Origin of the sequence: Mycobacterium sp. (assembly GCF_008709575.1) — a bacterium.
GTDB lineage: Bacteria > Actinomycetota > Actinomycetes > Mycobacteriales > Mycobacteriaceae > Mycobacterium.
In genome coordinates this window covers 31858-53341 of record NZ_VYIK01000016.1, presented here as the reverse complement: position 1 = coordinate 53341, position 21484 = coordinate 31858, and the positions used below count along the sequence as shown (strand labels likewise).

11 protein-coding genes are annotated in these 21484 nt (G+C 66.6%); 3 read left to right on the top strand and 8 right to left on the bottom strand.

Features of this window, described 5'->3' with window-relative positions; translation table 11 throughout:
- The first annotated feature begins 4 nt into the window (after positions 1-4).
- Entirely contained in the window at positions 5-1012 is a 1008-nt protein-coding gene (locus F6Q13_RS05585; RefSeq protein ID WP_293053470.1) for a PE-PPE domain-containing protein, read from the top strand.
- 21 nt (positions 1013-1033) lie between these two features.
- Here the strand turns inward: F6Q13_RS05585 and F6Q13_RS05580 are convergent, their stop codons facing one another.
- The 3 genes from F6Q13_RS05580 to pks2 form a co-directional block, all read right to left on the bottom strand.
- Positions 1034-4000, bottom strand: a complete 2967-nt coding sequence (locus tag F6Q13_RS05580; RefSeq protein ID WP_293053467.1) for an RND family transporter — start codon at positions 3998-4000, stop codon at positions 1034-1036.
- Between the two features lie 316 nt (positions 4001-4316).
- Positions 4317-5735 carry a condensation domain-containing protein gene (locus F6Q13_RS05575; protein ID WP_293053464.1) on the bottom strand — a complete coding sequence of 473 codons (1419 nt, stop codon included), beginning with the start codon at positions 5733-5735 and terminating at the stop codon, positions 4317-4319.
- Positions 5736-5795: 60 nt separating this feature from the next.
- Positions 5796-12080 carry a sulfolipid-1 biosynthesis phthioceranic/hydroxyphthioceranic acid synthase gene (gene pks2 / locus F6Q13_RS05570; protein ID WP_293053461.1) on the bottom strand — a complete coding sequence of 2095 codons (6285 nt, stop codon included), beginning with the start codon at positions 12078-12080 and terminating at the stop codon, positions 5796-5798.
- Between the two features lie 602 nt (positions 12081-12682).
- On the opposite strand from pks2, the gene F6Q13_RS05565 reads away from it, so the two are divergent.
- Positions 12683-14425 carry an AMP-binding protein gene (locus F6Q13_RS05565; protein WP_293053458.1) on the top strand — a complete coding sequence of 581 codons (1743 nt, stop codon included), beginning with the start codon at positions 12683-12685 and terminating at the stop codon, positions 14423-14425.
- A gap of 122 nt (positions 14426-14547) precedes the next feature.
- Positions 14548-15477 (top strand): formyltetrahydrofolate deformylase, encoded by a 930-nt coding sequence (gene purU, locus F6Q13_RS05560; RefSeq protein WP_293053455.1) that lies wholly within the window; start codon positions 14548-14550, stop codon positions 15475-15477.
- A gap of 25 nt (positions 15478-15502) precedes the next feature.
- Here purU and coaD read toward each other — a convergent pair whose 3' ends face one another.
- From coaD to F6Q13_RS05535, 5 genes are all read right to left on the bottom strand, one after another.
- A complete protein-coding gene (coaD, locus tag F6Q13_RS05555; protein WP_293053452.1) occupies positions 15503-15988 on the bottom strand; it encodes a pantetheine-phosphate adenylyltransferase in 486 nt (161 codons plus the stop codon).
- 75 nt (positions 15989-16063) lie between these two features.
- Positions 16064-16621 (bottom strand): 16S rRNA (guanine(966)-N(2))-methyltransferase RsmD, encoded by a 558-nt coding sequence (gene rsmD, locus F6Q13_RS05550; RefSeq protein WP_293053507.1) that lies wholly within the window; start codon positions 16619-16621, stop codon positions 16064-16066.
- Positions 16618-20034, bottom strand: coding sequence for a pyruvate carboxylase (locus tag F6Q13_RS05545; RefSeq protein ID WP_293053449.1), 3417 nt, complete (start codon positions 20032-20034; stop codon positions 16618-16620). Before F6Q13_RS05545 ends, rsmD begins: the two co-directional genes overlap by 4 nt.
- A gap of 53 nt (positions 20035-20087) precedes the next feature.
- On the bottom strand, positions 20088-20654 hold the full coding sequence (locus F6Q13_RS05540) for a vitamin K epoxide reductase family protein (RefSeq protein ID WP_293053504.1): 567 nt from the start codon (positions 20652-20654) through the stop codon (positions 20088-20090).
- Between the two features lie 59 nt (positions 20655-20713).
- Positions 20714-21469, bottom strand: coding sequence for a DsbA family protein (locus tag F6Q13_RS05535; RefSeq protein WP_293053445.1), 756 nt, complete (start codon positions 21467-21469; stop codon positions 20714-20716).
- Positions 21470-21484 lie beyond the last annotated feature (15 nt).

Here is a 21484-nt window from a genome sequence, read left to right as displayed (position 1 = left end):
AGTGATGAGGCAACTATTCGCGGGAGTCGTCGCGCTGGGAGTCGTGGGCATCGCAGGATCTTTCGGCGGCGGCATCGCCGCTGCCGACGACACCACCTACAACGTGGGCGGCGCGAAAGTCCCCGGGGTGCCCTGGTACGACTACACGGTACGCGCCGGCGCACACTATTTCCCCGCCGCCAAACGGGAAGTCATCGACTATCCCGCCGGGATGATGCAGGGCCGGTTGCTGCACGACGTGTTGCCGGGCCTGGACACCGACAGCGTCGGCGACTCGGTCGCGGCCGGAACCGACAACCTCGATGCGGCGATCCACCGCAGCCCCCGGAATGTGATCGGCTTGTCCGAGGGTGCACTCGTGGCCGACGCCGAGCAGGGGCGCCTGGCTGACGACCCGTCCGCACCTCCGCCGGACCAGTTGTCATTCGGCATTTTTGGTTCCCCGGTGGCGCGTCACGCGTTCGGTCAGAGCTTCCTGACCACGATGTTTCCCACCGGCACCTTCGTTCCGATGATCGACTACACCATACCGCCTCCGCGGGAAAGCCAATACGACACCAAAGTAGTCGTCGCCGCCTACGACGGTGTCGCAGACTTCCCGGACAGATGGGACAACCCGCTGGCGATCCTCAACGCGATCATGGGGGTGGCGATTGTCCATACCCCGGCGGCGTTCGGCAATCCAGATACCTTGCCACCGCAGAACATCAGGACGACCACCAACTCCAAGGGCGCGACGACGACGACTTATCTCGTTCCCGCGAAACACCTTCCGCTGATACTGCCCCTGCAGTACGTCGGCGTGCCCGAAGACGTGCTGGATCGGCTTGATGCGACGCTCAAACCGGTGGTGGATGCGGGATATTCACGCGACGACGACCCGTCGACTGCTCCGGTCGAAGTAGATTCGAAGACAGGTATGGATCCGAATGTACTTCTGGGACGACCCGACAAAGTCACCGTCGGCGACATTGTCTCGCAGATCATCGACCGACTTGCTCCACCGCGCTGACGGAACGCGGCGGCTCCGGTTCTACTGCGCCCGTCCGGGCCGCGACGGCCACCAGTTCGCCCGCCCGATCAGCGCAGCCATCGCCGGCACCGTGACGGTGCGCACCACAAAGGTGTCCAGCAGGATGCCCACTCCGATGACGAAGCCGGCCTGAACCGCTGTGCCGATGCTCGAGAACAGCAGACCGAACATCGAAGCGGCGAAGATCAGACCGGCCGCGGTGATCACACCGCCGGTCGAACCCAGGGTGCGAATGACACCGTACCGCATGCCATTCGGGGACTCGTCACGCATCCGGGAGACGAAAAGCATGTTGTAGTCGGCTCCCACAGCGACCAGCACCACGAAGGCCAGGCCGGGTACGCTCCAATGCAACTGCTGACCAAGAAGATACTGAAAAACCACGACACCGATACCGATCGCCGACAAGTAGGAAAGGACCACCGAACCAACAAGGTACAGCGGTGCAACGACCGCACGCAGCAGCGCCATCAAGATCAGCACAACGACGACGAGGGTTACGACGACGATGAACCGGATGTCGTGCTGATAACAGGCCCGGGTGTCGCGCAGCGTGACCGGATATCCCGACAACCCGATGGAAGCGTCCGCCAACGTGGTATTCGGTTGGGCACCCCGCGCGGTGTCAGCGATGGCAGTCACCTGGTCCATAGCTTCGGCGCCAAACGGATTGAGGTTGGTCTGTATCACGTAGCGCACCGAGTGCCCGTCCGGCGAAATGAACGTCTGCGCTGCCTCTTTGAATTCCTGCATCCGCAGCACCTGGTGCGGGATATTGAACCCTGCCATCGCCGGAGTGGCCGCGTCGTGTTTCATCGCCATCAGGAACGCCGACGCCTCGCCGAGCCCGGCGCCCATCTGTTTGACCCTGCCCACCAGTTCTTCTACCGCGTCGGCGACTTGTCTGCTCCCGACGGCGAGCCGATCAGCGCCGTGCTGCGCGGTGTTCAGGTTCGCCTGCAGGCCACCGGGTTGGTCCAGTCCCATCACGTGCAGGGCTTTGCCGGCGCGCGCGAGCGCACCGCGCAAATGGTTCACCGTGGCCTTGAGCGTCTGCCCGTCGTTGATCGACTGCAGCTGGCGAGCCAGCTCGGTGATTTCGTCGAGAGTGCCGTCGCTGCGGGCATTGACCAGCCGGGCGAGGTGACTGCGGCTGGTGCTGCAGTCGACGTCGGCATCGCAGATCGGGCTGGCATCGAGTGCGGTCAGCACCGGGCCGATCCAGGCGAAGAGGTCCCTGACCGCGGCGAAGTTCACCCCGATGGCGTTGCCGAAGTCGCGCACGGCGGTGACCAGCTTGGCGGCGATATCGATTTCCCTGATCATCTTCTCCCCGCCGAATTGGGTCTGCAAAGCGGTGAGAACCTCGACGAGATCGCGAACGCTGTAGACGGCCTGGTTGACCTGGCCGCGCACCTCGACCAGGTTGTCGGCCAGGGTGTTGGCCCCGTCGGCCAGCCGGTCGAGGTCGTCGCTGTCGTCGCTGATGACGGTCGAGGCGCCGCCGAGCCGGCCGCCGATCGTGCCCGCCTGATAGGTGGCCCGCAGCTGTTCGGGCACCGCTCCCGTGGGCCGTGTGATGCCACTGACCACAGCGATATCGGGCAGCTGGCTCACCCGGGCGGCCATTTGCTCCAGGTCTGCCAGAGCAGCCGGTGTGCGCAAGTCGTGCGCTGAGTGGACGACGAGGTACTCGGGAATGGACTGGTTGACCGGAAAGTGCCGATCCAGCGCAGCGTACCCGCGCGAGCTCTCGGCAGCGGACGGCAACGCCTTGCGATCGTCGTAGTTGTAGCGAGCCAACCCCGCGCAGCCGGCCAACAGGACCAGCACCGCCACACTGGCAGCCAGATGAACCCTGGGTCGGCGCACAATACGTACCCCCGAGCGCCGCCATGCCCGGGCAGTCAGTTCGCGTCGCGGCCGGATCCAGCCACGCGGCCCGGCGAGCACCAGGACGGCCGGCAGGAATGTCACCGCGGCAAGAAACGCCACACCGATGCCGATGGCCGATGCCGCGCCAACGGTTTTAAACACCCCGAGCCGGGCGAAACTCATTCCGAGGAAGGTGATTCCCACGGTGGCGGCCGAGGCGGCGATGACCTTGCCGACGGAGATCAACGACCGTGTGACCGCCTCATCGCAATCCGCGCCCAGGCGCACATAATCGTGGTAGCGGCTGACGACGAAGACGGCGTAATCCGTGCCGGCGCCGGTGACCATCGCACCCAGGAATATGATCGCCTGGTTCGACACGCCCAGGCCGCTCAGGTGGGAAAAGCCGGCCACCACGGCCTGTGCGGTCACCACGGATATCCCGATCGTCATCAGCGGCAGCAGCATGGCGACCGGGTTGCGGTAAATCACCAGCAGGACCGCCAAAACCAGCACCACGATCGCGAGTTCGATCGGAAGCCGATCCTGCTCCCCCGCTTTCGTCAGATCAGCGACGGTGGCCGCGGGTCCGGTCAGGTGTGCCGTCAGCGCCGAGCCGGCCACGGTGTGCCTGACAAGGTCGGCGACCCGGGTGTAGGCGCCGTAGGACGTGGGCGTGCCCAATTCGCCGGCAAGGCCGACCGGAACAATCCAGGATGTGTTGTCTTTACTGGTCAAAGCCTGCTGCAACGGCGGCGCGGTGAGGAAGTCCCGCAGCATCACGACGTCGGAGGCGTCCCCGCGCAACGCGTCCACCAGCTTGCGATAGGTGGCCTCGTCGTCGGGTCCCAGCCCTTTCTCGTCGGTCAGCAGCACCAGCAGGACGTTGTCGGAGCCCGATTCGTGAAACGCCTCGGCCATCTGTCGGGTGGCGACGGCCGACGGGGCATCCGCCGGCAGGATCGCAACCGGATGTCTGCGGGACATCTCGTCCAGGGAGGGGACCGTCAGCGACAGCACCGCCGCCAGCGCCACCCAGAACCCGATCACGACCCACGGCCACCGCACCACCACCTCGGCTAGCCGTCGCACGGCACACTCACCTCACCTCGCGCCGGCCCGGTCGGTCGCCGACGATACGTGTGTTCGCGCAGACGTGAAGTCCTCCGCACGGCTAAAGCCGGAGAATTCTGGCAGCGGCTGCCCGGCTGGCTGTGTTTCCACAGCGCCGACACCCGCAATGCCGACGGCCTCACTGCCGACTTTCCCGACTCCGGTCGACATCGTGACCGTGGTAGCCTCCCCGGGAATTCAGTCGTGGCCGACACGACAGCAGACGTCGCCGACAAACCCAGACGCGCTTGTCCTCGGCCTGAAGACCGAGGCTTGCGCGCGACGTTGTCCATGGTCAGGCGACACTGCGCCAGTGTCTGCCATCGGCGACGCGCGCACACACCGACTGCATCGCTGCCGAATACCGGAGAACTGATTCCCGGGCGATCGGGTTGTCCGGGAACATCACCGTCAATGCGGTTCCGTTCTCGTCCCGGAATACATACAAGCAGAACTGATATGAATATCTGCCGTCACCATAAAGACCGATATTATTCACATCATCTAATTGCGCGGTCAGCAAGGCATTCAGTGGCGGGGCACCTGCATCGAGGAAATTCAGTACCGGGAAATTAGGCCGGGGCCAGCTCAACCAGGGCGCCAGCTCCAATACCCGATAATACGGCACATTAGCCAAGTCCAAACCCGAATCGAAGGAAAGTTGCGCAGCACGCGAAGCGTCTTCAAAAGACGCTGCAGCGATCGGCACGGTGATCGGAACCAAGCCGGTAAACCAACCTTGTGTGACGAGATCTGTCGGGGTGCTGCGTGTATCAATTGGCGTCAGTCCGTAATAGGATTCGGCACCGGTCAACTCGTGCTCCGTGAGCGCGGCGCATGCGAAAACGCCACCGATGAAACGGGCGCCGGCGGCGATGCAGGCGGATTCGAATCGCGCCGTCTGCTCCGCATCCATCAGCGTGACTGTGACGATATCGCTGGTCGAGGGCACCGACGGGTCGCCGAGTGGCAGCGGGAATTCCGGGAGCCCTCCGTTGTTTCTCTCTGCGAAGTCTATCCACGCGCGGACCTGCGGCGACTCTAGCGTCAGCGCCGACGTCCGCGCACGTTGCGCGATGCAGTGATCGTCATAGCTGCCGGCATCGGGAAGCGCCAGGGGCCCATCGCCTCCGACCAGCGCCGTGTACATCAAATAGAATTCCAACAACGTCACACCAACCAGCATGGCGTCGACGTGGACGTGATCAATACTGGCGTAGAATGTGAAATGGTGCGCGCTTTGAATAATTCCGAAGATGAAGCAGCCCCACTGCAGCGGATTCGGCGTGGCTAATATGTGGTCTTGTAATTCGGTCCGTGTCATCTCGCCGTGCTCGATTGGCACGAATTCAATATCAGCAGGATCGGTCATGGTGTGTCGGACGATGTCGCCGGCACCCTTGTACTCGAACCAACTCCGGTAGGTGTCATGGCGGCGCAGGTGTGCGTTGAGAACGTAATTCATGACACGGATATCGCATTGCCCGGGAACTTCGCAGGTCACGATGAGCAGCCGCGAATAATCCAGCCCCGCGGCGGTCTGTTCGTAATAACCACGAAGATGCTGGGCTTGCATGTAGCTGACTGGCACGGAACTCACCGGCGCTTGTCGCGCTTTTTCCCGGGCCGCAGGCGTGGGACACCACGAGATCACTGAACCGGGACTCGGCGTCCATTCATCAATCGAGCCGATCGTCATTCGTCCTACGCGCAACGTTTCCTCCTCGATGTGGACGGCGGCGGTTCGGTGGACGCCGTTGGGCAGACCCGGCGACTACGATGTCGCTACAGCTTCCTGAGCGGCCAACCTTTCGCAGAGGTGTTCGGCCACCGCGCGCACGGTGGTGATATCCGTCGGATTGATGCGCATACCGGTTTCGGTCTCGATACGGGTACGCAGTTCGAGGTTGCCCAGCGAGTCGAGTCCGTACTCCGCCAGCGGACGGTCCGGATCGATGCTGCGCCGCAGAATCAGGCTGATGTGATCACCGATCAGCCGGCGGAGCCGGGCGGGCCATTCGTCTCGGGGCAGCTCGGCCAGTTCGGCACGGAAGTGGCTGGTGTCCATCGGCCCTCGAGCGGCCGATTTGAACAACTCCGCAAAACGGCTGCGCTGCGCGAGCGCCGTCAGCCATGGGGTCCCCATGATCGGCGCGTAGGTGCTGTAGGCGCGGTCGTGGCGCAACAATGACTCGAACGCGTAGGCGCCATCGTCGGGAGCGATGGCCCCGTAGGTGGTTCCCGCCAGCGCGGTGGCGCGGCCGACCTCGGCCCAGGCGCCCCAGGCGATCGCGGTGGCCGGTAGGCCGTGGGCGCGTCGCCAATGGGTGAAGGCGTCCAGCCAGCTGCTGGCCGCCGCGTAGGCACCCTGGCCCGGGGAGCCCAGCAGGGCCGCCGGCGACGAGAATGAGCAGAACCAGTCCAGCGGCTGTCCGACCGTGGCCTGGTGCACGTTCCAGGCTCCGTAGACCTTGGGAGCCCAGTTGCGCTCCAGCAGGTCGTCGGTGATGTTGGCGAGGGTCGCGTCATCGACCACCGCCGCCGCATGCAGGACACCGCGCACCGGCAGGCCGGTGGCGGTTGCCGCGGACACCAGGCGCTCCGCCGTCCGGGGTTCGGCGATGTCGCCGCACTCGGCCACGACGTCGGCTCCGGCTGCGCGCAGGCGCTCGATAGCCTCCTGCGTGGGCACGTCGGGGGCGGAGCGGGAGTTCAGCACGATCCGACCACACCCGGCCGCGGCCATCTTCTCGGCGAGGAACAACCCCAGGCCGCGCAGGCCGCCGGTGACGATGTAGGACCCGTCCCGGCGAAAGACCTGCACCTGCTGGGGCGGCACCACCACCCTGGAGCGGCCGGTGCGCGCAACGTCGAGCACCAGCTTGCCGGTGTGCTGGGCGGCACTCATCAGCCGGATCGCGGTGGCCGCCTCGGTCAAGGGATAGTGGGTGGTCTCCGGCAGCGGGAGCGCACCGTCGGCGGTGAGCCGGTACACGGTGTTCAGCAGATCTCGGATCCGGACGGGGTCACTGAAGCCCAGCAAGCCCACGTCGACGCCGTAGAAGGCGAGGTTGCGACGGAACGGAAACAGCCCCAGCTTAGTATCGCCGTAGATGTCGCGCTTGCCGATCTCGATAAACCGACCACCCCACGACAGCAGCTCCAGTCCGGCGCGCTGCGCGGCCCCGGGTAGGGAGTTCAGCACGATGTCGACCCCGTAGCCGTCGGTGTCGCGGCGGATCTGTTCGGCGAACTCCGTGCTGCGCGAATCGTAAACGTGGTCGATACCCATCTCGCGCAGCAGTTTCCGGCGTTGCGGGCTGCCGGCCGTGGCGAAAATCTCCGCTCCGGCGGCACGCGCTATCGCCAGGGCCGCCTGTCCGACGCCACCGGTCGCCGAGTGGATCAGGACCCGGTCGCCGGCTTTGATCCTGGCCAGGTCCTGCAGGCCATGCCACGCGGTGGCATACGCCGTCGACACCGCAGCCGCATCGTGGTCGGTGAGACCGGGCGGGAGCTGCACGGCGAGCCGAGCGTCGCAAATGACGAACGTGCCCCAGCAACCGTTGGGCGATATCCCGCCGACATGGTCGCCGACCCGATGATCTGTCACGCCGGATCCGACCGCGGTCACCACGCCGGCGAAGTCGGTGCCCAACTGCGGCAGCCGCCCGTCGAAGCCGGGGTATCGACCGAAAGCGATCAGCACATCGGCGAAGTTGATGCTCGATGCGCTCACCGCGACCTCGATCTCGCCCGGCCCGGGCGGGACGCGGCGGAATGCGGTGAGCTCCATCGTCTGCAGGTCACCGGGCGTCCGGATCTGCAGGCGCATACCGTCGCGCTCGTGGTCCACGACGGTGGTTCGCCGCTCCTCCGGGCGCAGCGGTGCCGGGCACAAGCGCGCGGTGTACCACTGGCCGTCGCGCCAGGCGGTCTCGTCTTCGTCGGATCCGCCGAGCAGTTGTTGTGCGATCCGCTCGGCATCCGGGTGCTCGTCGACGTCGATCTGGGTCAGACGCAGATCCGGCTGTTCGGCGTCGATCACCCGCATCAGGCCGCGCAGTCCGCCCTGCTCGAGGTTGGCGCGGTCGTCGGGCAGCACCGTTTGGGCGTTTCTGGTGACCACGTAGGTGCGCGGCGGCTGATGGGCGCCGGTGGCCAGCTCCCGGGTGATACGCAGCAACTGTCGCACATGATCACGGCCCCGCTGCGCGCACTGCTGCACCTCGTTGCCGTTCGGGCCTCCCATGACGACCACCACGCCGCGAAGGCCGTCCCGCAGGGCGGCGTCAAGCGACCCGCCGTGGTGCTCCGCCTGCGACGGCCAGAGGATCGTCGTGCACTCCGCGCCGTGCAGTTTCAACGCGTCGGTCAACTGCGACGCCAGCGGGTCCCCGGCATCCGAGGCACCGATCAGCAGCCACGCCCCGGCATGGGGGTGGGTGACCTCCGGCAGTGCGCGCTGCTGCCATTCCATGCTCACCAACCGCTCGTTGAGCACCCGATCACGGTTTGTCTGCGCGGAGCCGGTGCCCAGGTGCAGCCCCGCAACCGCCACCAGGACCGTCCCGTGTTCGTCGAGGACCTCGAGATCGGCCTCGACCCCGGTCGCCTCCGCCCTGGTCACGCGGGTGAGGCAGTAACGGGCGTCACGGGTTGGGTGGTGCAGCCGCAGCCGGCCCACGCCCAGCGGCATCAGCAGACCGGCGCTGGCCACGCTCTGCACATCGGGATGGACCACGACCGACTGGAAGCAGGCGTCCAGCAGCGCCGGGTGGATCCCGTAGGCGCTTTGCTGGGAGCGGATATGCCCGGGCAACCCCACCTCGGCCAGCACGGTGCCCGCACCGTCCTCGGACGTGTGCACTGCGGCGAGCCCGGTGAAGGCCGCACCGTAGTGGATACCCAGGCCGGCGAACCCCTCCCGCACTTGTGCACCGTCCAGACGGCACGGGTGCGCCGCCAGCAGAGCGGCCACGTCACGCCGCGGGGGAGCCTCGACCGCGCCGAGATGCAGGACGGCACTGGCCCGGCGATCGTGTTGGCCGTCCCGGTAGGTCTGCACCACGAAGTCGAAGAGGCCCGGCGCTGCCGCGGCCGACGCGACGGCGGATATCGGCGTGTTGGCTTCCAGCAGCAGGGTCTGCTCGAAGCGGACGTCACGCACTTCGGAGTCATCGCCGAGCACCGTGCGCGCGGCGGCCAGCGCCATCTCGCAGTAGGCGGCGCCGGGGAAAGTGGCGACGTTGTTGATCTGATGGTCGCCGAGCCACGGGTGGGCCGTAGTGCCCACGTCGACCTGCCAGGCGTGCCGTGCCGGTTCCTCCGGCAACTGCACATGCGCGCCCAGTAACGGATGCCCGACAACGGTCCAGGCGCCGCCCGCCGCATGGTCTGCACCGTCGCCGGTCAAGAGCAACGGCACATGGGTCCACGCCGGAAGCGGCGCATCCACCAGCTGTCCGCTCGGGTAGAGCACCCCGAAGTCGATTGCCGCGCCCGCCGCGTGCAGATCGGCCAGCAGACCGCGCAGCCCGTGCGGCAGCGGCTGCTCGCGGCGCATGCCGGCCAACACAGCGACCGACATGTCGAGACCGGCGGCTGTCTGCTCGACGGCGTGGGTCAACAGCGGATGCGGTGACAGCTCGGCGAACACACGATATCCGTCTTCCAGCGCGGCCTTCACCGCCGCGGCGAACCGCACGGTGTGACGGAGGTTTTCTGCCCAGTAGCCGGCGTCGCACACCGGCCGCTGACGCGGGTCCAGCACGGTCGCCGAATAGTAGGGCACCTGCGGCGTCATCGGGGTCAGCTCCGCCAGCACCTCGGACAGTTCGTCGAGGATGGGATCCACCTGCGGTGAATGCGAGGCCACGTCGACGGCCACCTCCCGGGCCATCACGTCGCGGCGCTCCCATTCCGCGACGAGATCGCGCACCGTCTGGGTTGCCCCGCCGATCACTGTGGAGTGCGGGGAGGCAACCACGGCGACCACGACGTCGGTGATGCCGCGGGCCATCAGTTCCGAATGCACCTGCAGCGCCGGCAGCTCGACCGAAGCCATCGCGCCGGCGCCGGCGATGCGGGTCATCAGCCGCGATCGCCGACAGATGACGCGAGCCCCGTCTTGCGGCGACAACGCGCCCGCCACGACCGCGGCGGCGGCCTCGCCCAGGGAGTGCCCGACGACTGCGCCCGGCTGAACCCCGTACGACCTCATCGTGGCGGCCAGCCCGACCTGCATGGCGAAGATGGTCGGCTGTACCCGGTCAATGCCGGTCACCGTGTCCGGTGCGGTCATCGCCTCGGTCACCGAGAAGCCGGACTCGCGCGCGATCAACGGCTCGAGTTCCGCCACGGTCGCGGCGAACACCGGTTCGCGGGCCAGCAGCTCGGCGCCCATTGCCGCCCACTGCGAGCCTTGCCCGGAAAACACCCACACCGGACCGCGGTCGTCTCTGCCGACGGCGGGCCGATACGGGGTATCGCCGTCGGCGATCGCGCGCAGACCCTCGATCAACTCGCCGGGCCCGCCGGCGATCGCCGCCGTGCGCACGGGCCGGTGTGCGCGCCGGCGCGCCAACGTGTAGGCGAGGTCCGCCGGCGCCACGTCGTCCGCGTGCTGTTCGACCCAGTCGGCCAGCCGCCGGGCGGTCTGCCGGAGCGCCTCGGCTGAGGTGGACGACAGCGCAAAGACCAGCGGGGGCGCCAAACCCGGTGCATGTTGACCGTTGCGCGATGCCCGGGCCGGTGCCGGCGCCTGCTCCAAGATGGCATGCACGTTGGTGCCGGTCATTCCGTACGAGGACACCGCCGCGCGCCGGGGCTGCGGACCGGTGACGGGCCACGGCGTCGTCTCCTGCGGCACGAATAGATGTGTCCGGATTGCGGCGAGTTCATCGGGGAGCCGGGTGAAGTGCAGATTACGCGGGATTGCGCCGTGCTGCAGCGCCAGCACCGCCTTGATCAGACCCAGCGCTCCGGAAGCCGATTGGGTGTGCCCGAAGTTGGTCTTGACCGAGGTGAGCGCGCACGGGCCGTCGATGCCGTAAACCTCGGCCAGGCTGGCATATTCGATAGGGTCACCCACCGGAGTACCGGGGCCGTGCGCCTCCACCATGCCGACGGTGCGCGCGTCGACTTCGGCTGCGGCCAGCGCGGCCCGATAGGCCGCGACCTGGGCAGGACGCGACGGTGTGGCGATGTTGATGGTGTGCCCATCCCCGTTGGCGGCGGTGCCGCGCACCACCGCGAGGACCCGGTCGCCGTCGCGCATCGCGTCCGGCAACCGCTTGAGCAACACCACCGCGCAGCCCTCGCCGGCCACAAACCCGTTCGCGGCGACGTCGAATGCGTGGCAGCGGCCGGTGGGCGACCCCATGCCCAGCGCGGAGCCCGACACGAACTTCCGCGGATCCAGCATCACCGATGCGCCCCCCGCCAGGGCCAGGTCGCATTCGCCTTCGTGCAGGCTGCGGCATGCCATGTGCACGGCCGCCAGGCCCGATGAGCATGCGGTGTCGACCGTGATCGCCGGACCGCGCAGTCCCATGGCGTAGGCGACCCGACCGGAGGCGAAGCTGAAGGTGTTGCCGGTGTATCCGTACGGGCCGTCCAGCGCGCGGGCGTCGGCCAGCTGCAATGTGTAGTCGCCATGCGTTAATCCGACGAACACGCTGGTCAGCGAGCCGGCGACGGCGGCCGGGTTCAGACCCGCGTGCTCGACGGCTTCCCAGCAGGTTTCCAACAGCAACCGGTGCTGCGGGTCGATCGAGGCCGCCTCCACCTCGCTGATGCCGAAGAACTCCGAATCGAAACCCGCGACGTCGTCGAGGAACGCCCCCCACCTCGATACCGACCGACCGGGCACCCCCGGCTCGGGGTCGTAGTATTCGTCGGCGTCCCAGCGGTCGGCCGGAATCTCGGTGACCAGGTCATCTCCGCGCAGCAGCGCCTGCCACAACAGTTCAGGAGAGTCGATTCCCCCCGGAAGCCGACAAGCCATACCGATGACGGCGACCGAAGTGACACGTGCTCCCATGCAGTTCAATCCCATCCCAGCTCAACCGGCGTCATGTCAGGACACCACCGAATTCCGACCCGGTCGGCGGAATCCCGCCCCGCGTCGATCTGCACCACCAACCGACCCGAACCAACCCTGGCAATGGCCCGTGCGGGCCTAGGACGGCACCATACTAGACGGACCCGTGATCGGGAGGGTTGATATACGGCGAACCTCCCGCCTCTTAGCAGCTTCACATTTGACGAGTCGTTCCGTGAAAAGGCGACAGCGAGTTACTGGCTTTTTGCTCCGGCAAGCTGTGAATTCGCCGAACACTTCGTCCGAGGCCGAGCAGATTGTGTGGTCGGTTCGACGGGGAAGACGCTGGGCCGGCACCCCGACCAACGGCCCGGTCGTCAACGCTCGACGGTGCCCGGATGCACATGGCCGACCGGGCCGCACAACTCCTGCGGTGCAGTAGGTTTCAGTCAAACTCCGCATCGACAGCCAATAGCGGCCGGCTGAGCCCCCAGTCAGGCTCAGTCCGCGGACGCGCACCGGAGAGCCTGAGCCCGGGCGAAGCGCAGGCGGGGGCAGGCCACCGGGGTGTCCCCACTCCGGGACAGCCGCCGAACCGGGACGGTAACGTGGCGGCCATGGATACGCCCTCCCTTCCCGCCGTGCTGCGTGAGTGCGCCAATCTACAGCCCGATGGAACGGCCCTGACCTTTATTGATTACGAACAGGACTGGGGCGGCATTGCCGAAACCCTGACATGGTCCCAATTGTATCGACGCGCGCTCAACGTTGCCCGAGAACTCAGCCTTTGCGGGTCGCCGGGAGATCGCGCGGTGATATTGGCGCCGCAGGGACTGGATTACATCGCGGCGTTTCTGGGGGCATTACAGGCCGGACTTGTCGCGGCCCCGCTTTCCGTTCCCCAGGGGGGCGCCAGTGACGAGCGGGTCACTGCGGTGCTGCGCGACGCGTCGCCGGCTGCCGTGCTCACGACATCGTCGGTGGTAGACGCCGTCGTCAGGCATGTCAGGGCACAGCCCGGCACAGGCACGCCCGCAGTCTTGGAGGTTGACTCGCTAGATCTCGACGCCCCGATACAGGCAGCCCCCAAGACCGAAAGTTCGCAAACCGCCGCATATTTGCAATACACGTCCGGGTCGACTCGTGAACCGGCCGGTGTCATGATTTCCTACCGGAATCTCGTGACCAATTTTGAACAGCTGATGGCCGGCTACTTTGCCGACAGCGGTGGGATCGCCCCGGCGGATTTGACGTGTGTCTCGTGGCTGCCTCTTTATCACGACATGGGTTTGGTTCTCGGTATCTGTGCACCGATCTTGGGCGGATTTCGAACCGTGCTCACGAGCCCGGTGGCGTTCCTGCAGCGCCCGGCCCGGTGGATGCAATTGCTGGCGCACAACTCCCACGCATTTTCGGCGGCACCGAACTTCGCCTGCGATCTGACGGCACACAAAACGTCCGACGACGATATGGCCGGGTTGGACCTGGGCGGCGTGCACACCATCTCCTGCGGGAGCGAACGGGTCAACCCGGCGACGCTGCACCGCTTCACCGAGCGGTTTGCGCGCTTCAATCTGCGTGACACGGTCCTGCGGCCCGCTTATGGGCTTGCCGAGGCAACGGTGTACGTGGCGACCAGCAGAGCGGGACGACCACCGGCTACCGGGCACTTCGACACTGAGAAACTGTCCGAAGGCCGGGCCAAACGCTGCACCGGCGCAGCCGGCACCCAGCTGGTCAGCTACTGCGTTCCCAAGGCGCCCACGGTACGGATCGTCGACCCCGAGACCGGGGCCGAGCGCCCCGCCGGGCTGGTCGGTGAGGTCTGGGTGCACGGCGACAACGTCGCTCTCGGTTATTGGGGCAAACCGCAGGAAACCGAACGGACATTCGGTGCACGACTCAGCGCCCCGTCGCCCGGCACGCCCGAACAGCCGTGGCTGAGAACCGGAGACTTAGGTTTTATCGACGACGACGAGCTGTTCATCATCGGCCGGGTCAAAGATCTGCTGATCGTCTACGGGCGCAATCACGCTCCCGAAGACATCGAGGCCACAATCCAGGAGATCACCCGCGGTCGCTGCGCAGCCGTAGCTGTGCCCGATGACCACGGCAGTGAGAAGCTGGTCGCCATTATCGAGTTCAACAAGCGCCGCCACTCCCACGAGGATGCCGAGCGCGGGTTCGACATGGTCAAACGCCAAGTCACCTCGGCGATATCGAACTCACACGGTCTCAGCGTCGCAGATCTCGTCGTGGTCGCTCCGGGTTCGATCCCCACCACCACAAGCGGGAAGGTCAGACGCGCGGCGTGCGTCGAGCAGTACCGGAAGGATCAGTTCACCCGCTTGGACGCCTAGCCGTCCAGGCTTCGCGCACCGGCTGGGGCGGCATCGCGGCCGACCTCGGCGACGGCCCCCTGTTGCCCGATTCGGCTACCCTTCCGGCAGAACAACCGTCGGTACACTGCTGAAGGGGCGACATGACTGCCCAATTTGAGACGCCACCGTCGAAAGCGCGGGAGGACTATCCGCAACCTCGCGGCGGCCGGCCACCCACCGCTGATATCGGTCGACTCCTGCTCCGCTGCCCTGATCGCCCGGGGCTGATCGCCGCGGTAAGCGCCTTCCTGGCCGACGCCGGCGCCAACATCATTTCCCTGGACCAACACTCCACCGCAGCAGAGGGGGGAACCTTCCTGCAGCGCGCGATCTTCCACCTGCCGGGCCTGAGCGCCGCCATCGACGCGCTGGACCGGGAATTCGCCGAGACCCTGGCCGCTCGGTTCGCTATCGATTACCGCTTCGCCGAGGCGGCCAAGCCCAAGCGGGTAGCGATCATGGCGTCCAAAGACGACCACTGCCTACTGGACCTGTTGTGGCGCAATCGCCGTGGCGAACTTGAGATGTCGGTCGTCATGGTGATCGCCAACCATCCAGACCTGGCCGACCACGTGCGGCCCTTCGGGGTGCCGTTCATCCACATCCCCGCCACCCGCGACAACCGCTCCGAAGCCGAGCAGCGTCAGCTTCAGTTGCTTTGCGGTAACGTGGATTTGGTGGTGTTGGCACGATACATGCAGATCCTGAGCCCGGAATTCCTCGACGCCGTCGGCTGTCCTCTGATCAACATCCACCACTCATTTCTTCCGGCCTTCATCGGCGCAGCTCCCTACAAACGAGCGCGCGAACGTGGCGTCAAGCTGGTGGGCGCGACCGCCCACTACGTGACCGAGATCCTCGACGAGGGGCCGATCATCGAGCAGGACGTGGTGCGGGTCAACCACACTCATACGGTCTACGATCTGACCCGGCTGGGTGCCGACGTCGAGCGGGCGGTACTGTCACGAGCGGTGCACTGGCATTGCCAGGACCGCATAATCGTCCACGACAACCAGACCGTGGTGTTCTGAGCCCAAATCCTCGGCAGGGACGCGCTCAGTTGTTTGTCAAGCGCAGCTTGGCGCGCAGGCGACGGTTGACCGGTTCGGGCAGTAGATCGGACACGTCGCCGCCGAGTGTGGCGACCTCTTTGGCCAACGACGACGATACGAACGAATACCGCGGTGTGGTGGCGACGAAAAAGGTGTCCACGCCGGCGATGTGCTTGTTCATCTGCGCCATCTGCAGTTCGTATTCGAAGTCCGTTCCGGTGCGCAGACCCTTGACGATCGCGGTCAAGCCGCGGGACCGGGCGAAGTCGACCACCAAGCCCGATCCGGCCTCCACCCGCAGATTCGGCAGGTGCGTCGTCGACTCGGCGATCATGGCGATCCGCTCGTCGAGGGTGAACATCCCGCTCTTGTGGGGGTTGGCCAGGATCGCCACCACCACCTCGTCGAACTGAGCGGCGGCACGCTCGAAAATGTCGACATGACCCAGCGTCACCGGGTCGAACGATCCCGGGCATAGCGCGCCACTCATCTGCGCGGCTCCTGCTCGTCGCTGCGCGTTGCCTGGTGGCCGGCGGTCATGACCGATGACGGTAGCAGGTAACGTTCAGCGGGCGAGCTCGGCGATCTCCAGCCGCGTGTCCCCGTAAACCCGCGGCTGCCAGGGCTGCCAGCCAGCCGGCCAGCTCAGCGGCGGAGTGCCGCCGGCGCGCTCGAGCACCACGACAGTCGACGCACCGGCCCACCCGTGCACGATCAGTGCCCGCAGCAGGTCCTCGATCTCGGCGGCGCCGACATCGTAGGGCGGGTCGGCCAGCACCAGGTCGACCGGGGCGGCGGCGCCGGCGGCCAGCACCGCAGCCACGCTGCCGCGTCGCACCGTCGCGCCCGGCAAACCCAGCGCGGCGATGTTGGCGGCAATGACGTCTGAAGCTTGTCGACCGGATTCCACGAACAGCACCGCTGCGGCGCCACGCGACAATGCCTCCAAACCCAGTGCGCCCGACCCGGCGTAGAGGTCCAGCACCGCCATCCCGGTCAGGTCAAGCCGGGCGGTCAAGACGTTGAACAGCGATTCGCGCACCCGGTCGGTGGTCGGCCGGGTCCCGCGCGGCGGGATCGCGATGCGCCGCCCACGCGCGACGCCTCCGATGATCCGGGTCAGGGGCTACCGTCCGCATGCAGGGGACGCAGCACCGCCAGCAGGTCCCCACCTTCGACCTGGGCGGTGCCCGAGACCGCCACCCGCTGCACTGTGGCATCGGTGGGAGCGGTGATCGGGGCTTCCATCTTCATCGCCTCGATGGTCGCGATGGTTTGCCCGGCGCTGACCCGGTCTCCTTCGGCGACCCCGATCGTGACGACCCCGGCGAACGGCGCGGCGACGTGGCCGGCATTGTTTCGATCGGCCTTCTCGGCGGTCGGCACGATGGCGGCGATGCTGCGGTCGCGGACCTCCACCGGCCGCAACTGGCCGTTGATGATGCACATCACCGTGCGCATACCCCGTTCGTCGGGCTCGGAGATGGCCTCTAGTCCGATCAGCAGCTCCACGCCCGGCTCGAGCTGCACCCGGTGCTCTTCATTTTGGCGCAGACCGTAGAAGAATTGGTTCGCCGACAACTGCGAAGTGTCGCCGTAGGCTTCTCGATGAGCCTCGAATTCCTTTGTCGGATCAGGGAATAACAACCGATTGAGCCTGGCTTGGCGTTTCGGACCGGCCGAAGCGAGCGTCGCCTCGTCATCCGCGGAGAGCTCCGGTCCCGGCTTGGGCGCTGGGCGACCGGTCAACGCCGCAGTGCGCAACGGCTCGGGCCAGCCTCCGGGCGGATCACCCAGCTCACCGCGCAGAAATCCCAGGACCGATTCGGGAATATCGAATCGTGACGGGTCGGCGCCGAATTCGTCGGCGCTGATCCCGGCGCCGACCAAGGCCAGCGCCAGGTCGCCGACCACTTTCGACGTCGGCGTCACCTTGATCGGTCGGCCCAGCAGCCGGTCGGCCGCCGCATAGGCATTCTCGATCTCCTCGAAACGGTCGCCCAACCCCAGCGCGATTGCTTGCTGACGCAGATTGGACAGCTGGCCGCCCGGGATCTCGTGGTCGTAAACCCGGCCCGTCGGGCCTGGTAGCCCGGATTCAAACGGTGCGTAGACCTTTCGCAGCGCCTCCCAATACGGCTCAAGATCGCACACCGCCGCCAAAGACAATCCGGTGTCATACCCGGTGTGCGCGGCCGCGGCCACGATCGAACTCAGCGCAGGTTGGCTGGTGGTTCCCGCCAGCGGCGCAGCGGCCCCGTCGACCGCATCCGCCCCGGCATGCCAGGCGGCCACATAACTGGCCAGCTGCCCGCCCGGGGTGTCATGGGTGTGCACGTGCACCGGCAGGTCGAAGCGGCTGCGCAGGGCGGCGACCAACCGCTGGGCGGCCGGCGGTCGCAACAAACCCGCCATGTCTTTGATACCCAACACATGTGCGCCCGCGTCGACGATGCGCTCGGCGAGGTTGAGATAGTAGTCCAGGGTGTAAATCCGCTCGTCGGGGTCGGACAAGTCACCGGTGTAGCACATCGCGACCTCTGCTACCGCCGAGCCGGTTTGGCGTACCGCATCGATTGCCGGACGCATCGACTCGACGTTGTTGAGCGCATCGAAGATCCGGAAGATATCGATGCCGGTGGCGGTGGCCTCCTCGACGAAGGCCGAAGTCACCAACTCGGGGTACGGCGTATAGCCGACGGTGTTGCGGCCCCGCAGCAGCATCTGCAGACAAATATTGGGCAACGCCTCACGCAGCGCGGCCAGCCGCTCCCAGGGGTCCTCTTTGAGGAAACGCAGCGCCACGTCGTAGGTCGCACCGCCCCAGCATTCTATCGACAGCAGCTGCGGCGTCATCCGGGCGATGTGGGGCGCGACTTTGCGCAAATCGGTGGTCCGCAGCCGGGTGGCCAGCAGCGACTGGTGGGCGTCACGGAAGGTGGTGTCGGTGACCCCGACAGCCACCGATGTCCGCATCCAGCGGGCAAAGCCCTCCGGACCCAACTCGACCAGTCGCTGCTTCGAGCCGGGCGGCGGCGCGACCGACAGGTCGATATCAGGCAGCTTGTCGTGCGGATAGATCGCCGACGGCCGCGAACCATGCGGCTTGTTGACGGTGACGTCGGCCAGATAGTTGAGGATCTTGGTGCCCCGGTCAGCCGAGGACCGCGCGGTGAGCAACTGCGGCCGTTCGTCGATGAACGACGTGGTGATGCGACCGGCCTGAAAATCCGCGTCGTCGAGCACCGCTTGCAAAAAGGGGATGTTCGTCGCAACCCCACGGATCCGGAATTCGGCCAGCGCACGCCGGGCACGGTTGGTCGCCGTCGAAAAGTCACGTCCGCGGCACGTCAGCTTGACCAGCATGGAATCGAAGTGCGCGCTGATCTCGGCTCCCAGATTGGTGCTGCCGTCCAGGCGGATGCCCGCCCCGCCCGGGCTGCGGTAGGCGCTGATCCGACCGGTGTCGGGCCGAAACCCGTTGGCCGGGTCTTCGGTGGTGATCCGGCACTGCAGCGCCGCGCCGTGCGGCGTGATCGTCTCCTGGGCCAGCCCCAGGTCGGGGAGGGTCTCCCCGGCGGCGATGCGCAGCTGACTGGAGACCAAGTCGACGTCGGTGATCTCCTCGGTGACGGTGTGCTCGACCTGAATCCGCGGATTCATCTCGATGAACACATGCCGGCCGCGCTCGTCCAGCAGAAACTCCACGGTACCCGCGCAGCTGTACCCGATGTGGCGGGCGAAAGCGACCGCGTCAGCACAGATCGTCTCGCGCAACGGCGCCGCCAGATTGGGCGCCGGCGCCAGCTCGATCACCTTCTGGTGGCGACGCTGCACGCTGCAGTCCCGCTCGAACAAATGGATCACGTTGCCGACGGTGTCGGCCAAAATCTGGACCTCGATGTGGCGCGGGTTGATCACCGCCTGCTCGAGATAGACCGTCGGATCACCGAACGCGGACTCGGCCTCCCGGCTGGCCGACTCGATCGCCTCGGGCAGCGCCGCGATGTCGTCGACCCGCCGCATCCCACGCCCACCACCGCCGGCGACCGCCTTGACGAACAACGGAAAACCCATCCCGGGGTTGTCAGCCGCCGCGGCCATCAGCTCGTCCACCGACGCCGAGGGCGCCGAAGAACTCAGCACCGGCAGTCCGGCCGCCCGCGCCGTCGCGACCGCCCGGGACTTGTTTCCGGTCAGCTCCAGCACCGCGGCGGACGGCCCGACGAAGGTGAGCCCCGCGGCCGCGCAGGCATCGGCCAATTCGGGATTCTCCGACAAGAACCCGTACCCCGGGTACACCGCGTCGGCGCCGCAGCGCAGCGCGGTGCCGACGATCTCGTCGACCGACAGGTAGGCCCGCACCGGGTGACCGACCTCGCCGATCTGGTAGGACTCGTCGGCTTTGAGCCGGTGCACCGAATTGCGGTCTTCGTAGGCATAGACCGCCACGGTGCCGATACCGAGTTCGCAGGCGGCGCGGAAGGCGCGTATCGCGATCTCGCCGCGATTAGCCACCAGCACTTTGGAGATCACGCGTGTCCTTCCCCGATCGTCAGCGGATCGTCACAGCCTCGCTGAAAGCCTCGTTACAGCAGTGTCGACCAATAATCCCAGAACCGCATCACGATCAGCAGGACGACGCCGGTGAACCACAACGTGGTAATCGACCACCGCCAGTGAAAAAGTGCCCGCGCCACCGCGCTGCGCTCGATGACCGGACGCGACGCGATCGACGCGACCACCACCAGCAGCGTCATCGTCACCGCCCACACCACCATGCAGTACGGGCAGAGCGCGCCGATGCGGTAGAGGCTTTCGAAGATCAACCACTGCACGAACCCGGCGCCGGCCAGCAGCCCCGCTGTCAGTCCGATCCAGTACCACTGCGGCAAAGCGACGTTGGCCACCGCCAGCACCCCGGTCACCAGCACGACACTGAATGCGGCGATGCCGACCAGCGGGTTGGGAAAGCCCAACACCGAGGCCTGCGGCGTCTGCATGACCGGGCCGCACGCCAGCACCGGGTTGATGTTGCACGACGGCAGGTAGGACGGATCGCGCAGAATGTCGATTTTTTCCACGGTCAGCGTCGCCGATGCGACCAGCCCGACGACCCCGGCGAGCAGCACCCACCAGGCGCTGGCCGAGGGGATCCGCGCGCCGGGCGCCGCGTCGCCGAGCGGCTCGGCCGGCTGCGCCGACGTCGTAGCGGTCACGACGCCGGCGGAGTCGCCGCCGTGTCGAGTCCGGGGACATCCCCGACGATCTCTTTGATCTTGGCGACCAGCGCCTCCGGCCCGCCCGAACCGGAAGACCACTGGTAATCCTGGCCGTTGATGCGCACTGTCGGGGTGGCGTGGATCCCGGTGGCCGATGCCAACCCGTCGACCATGGGAATGTACTTGCCGCTGTTGACGCACTCGGGCACCGTGCCCGCGGCACCGGCTTCGCGGGCGAGCTCGATCAATCGCGCGTTGTCGGGAAAGACCGTTCCGGTTTCGGAGGGTTGGATGTTCTTGCTGAACAGTGCGGTGTGGAAGCGCCGGAAGGCATCGATCGACACGTCGGCGACGCAATAAGCCGCGGCGCCGGCCCGCGATGAGTAATCGTCGTTGCGGGGGCTGCTGAGCAGCCCCACCATGTAGTAGTCGGCGGCGATTGCGCCGCTGTCGATCAGCTTGGCGACCGTGGGACCGTAGGTCCGTTCGAAGTGGCCGCAGGCCGGGCACAGGAAGTCTTCGTAAAAGGCCACCACCGCCTTGGGTTTTCCGTCTTTGGTGATGAGCTTGCCGGAGGTGACTCGAATCGCTTGTCCGTGAACCTCACCCTTGGAGTGGTGCGCTAAGACGATGTAGCCGACGAGGACGACGGCGAAGACCACCACGATGGCGGTGAGGCCGATCCTGACCGCCAGATCGCGGTGGCGACCACTGAGGTCGTAGGCCGGGCGTTTCGGTTTGCTGGCCACAGCGTTGCTGATCCT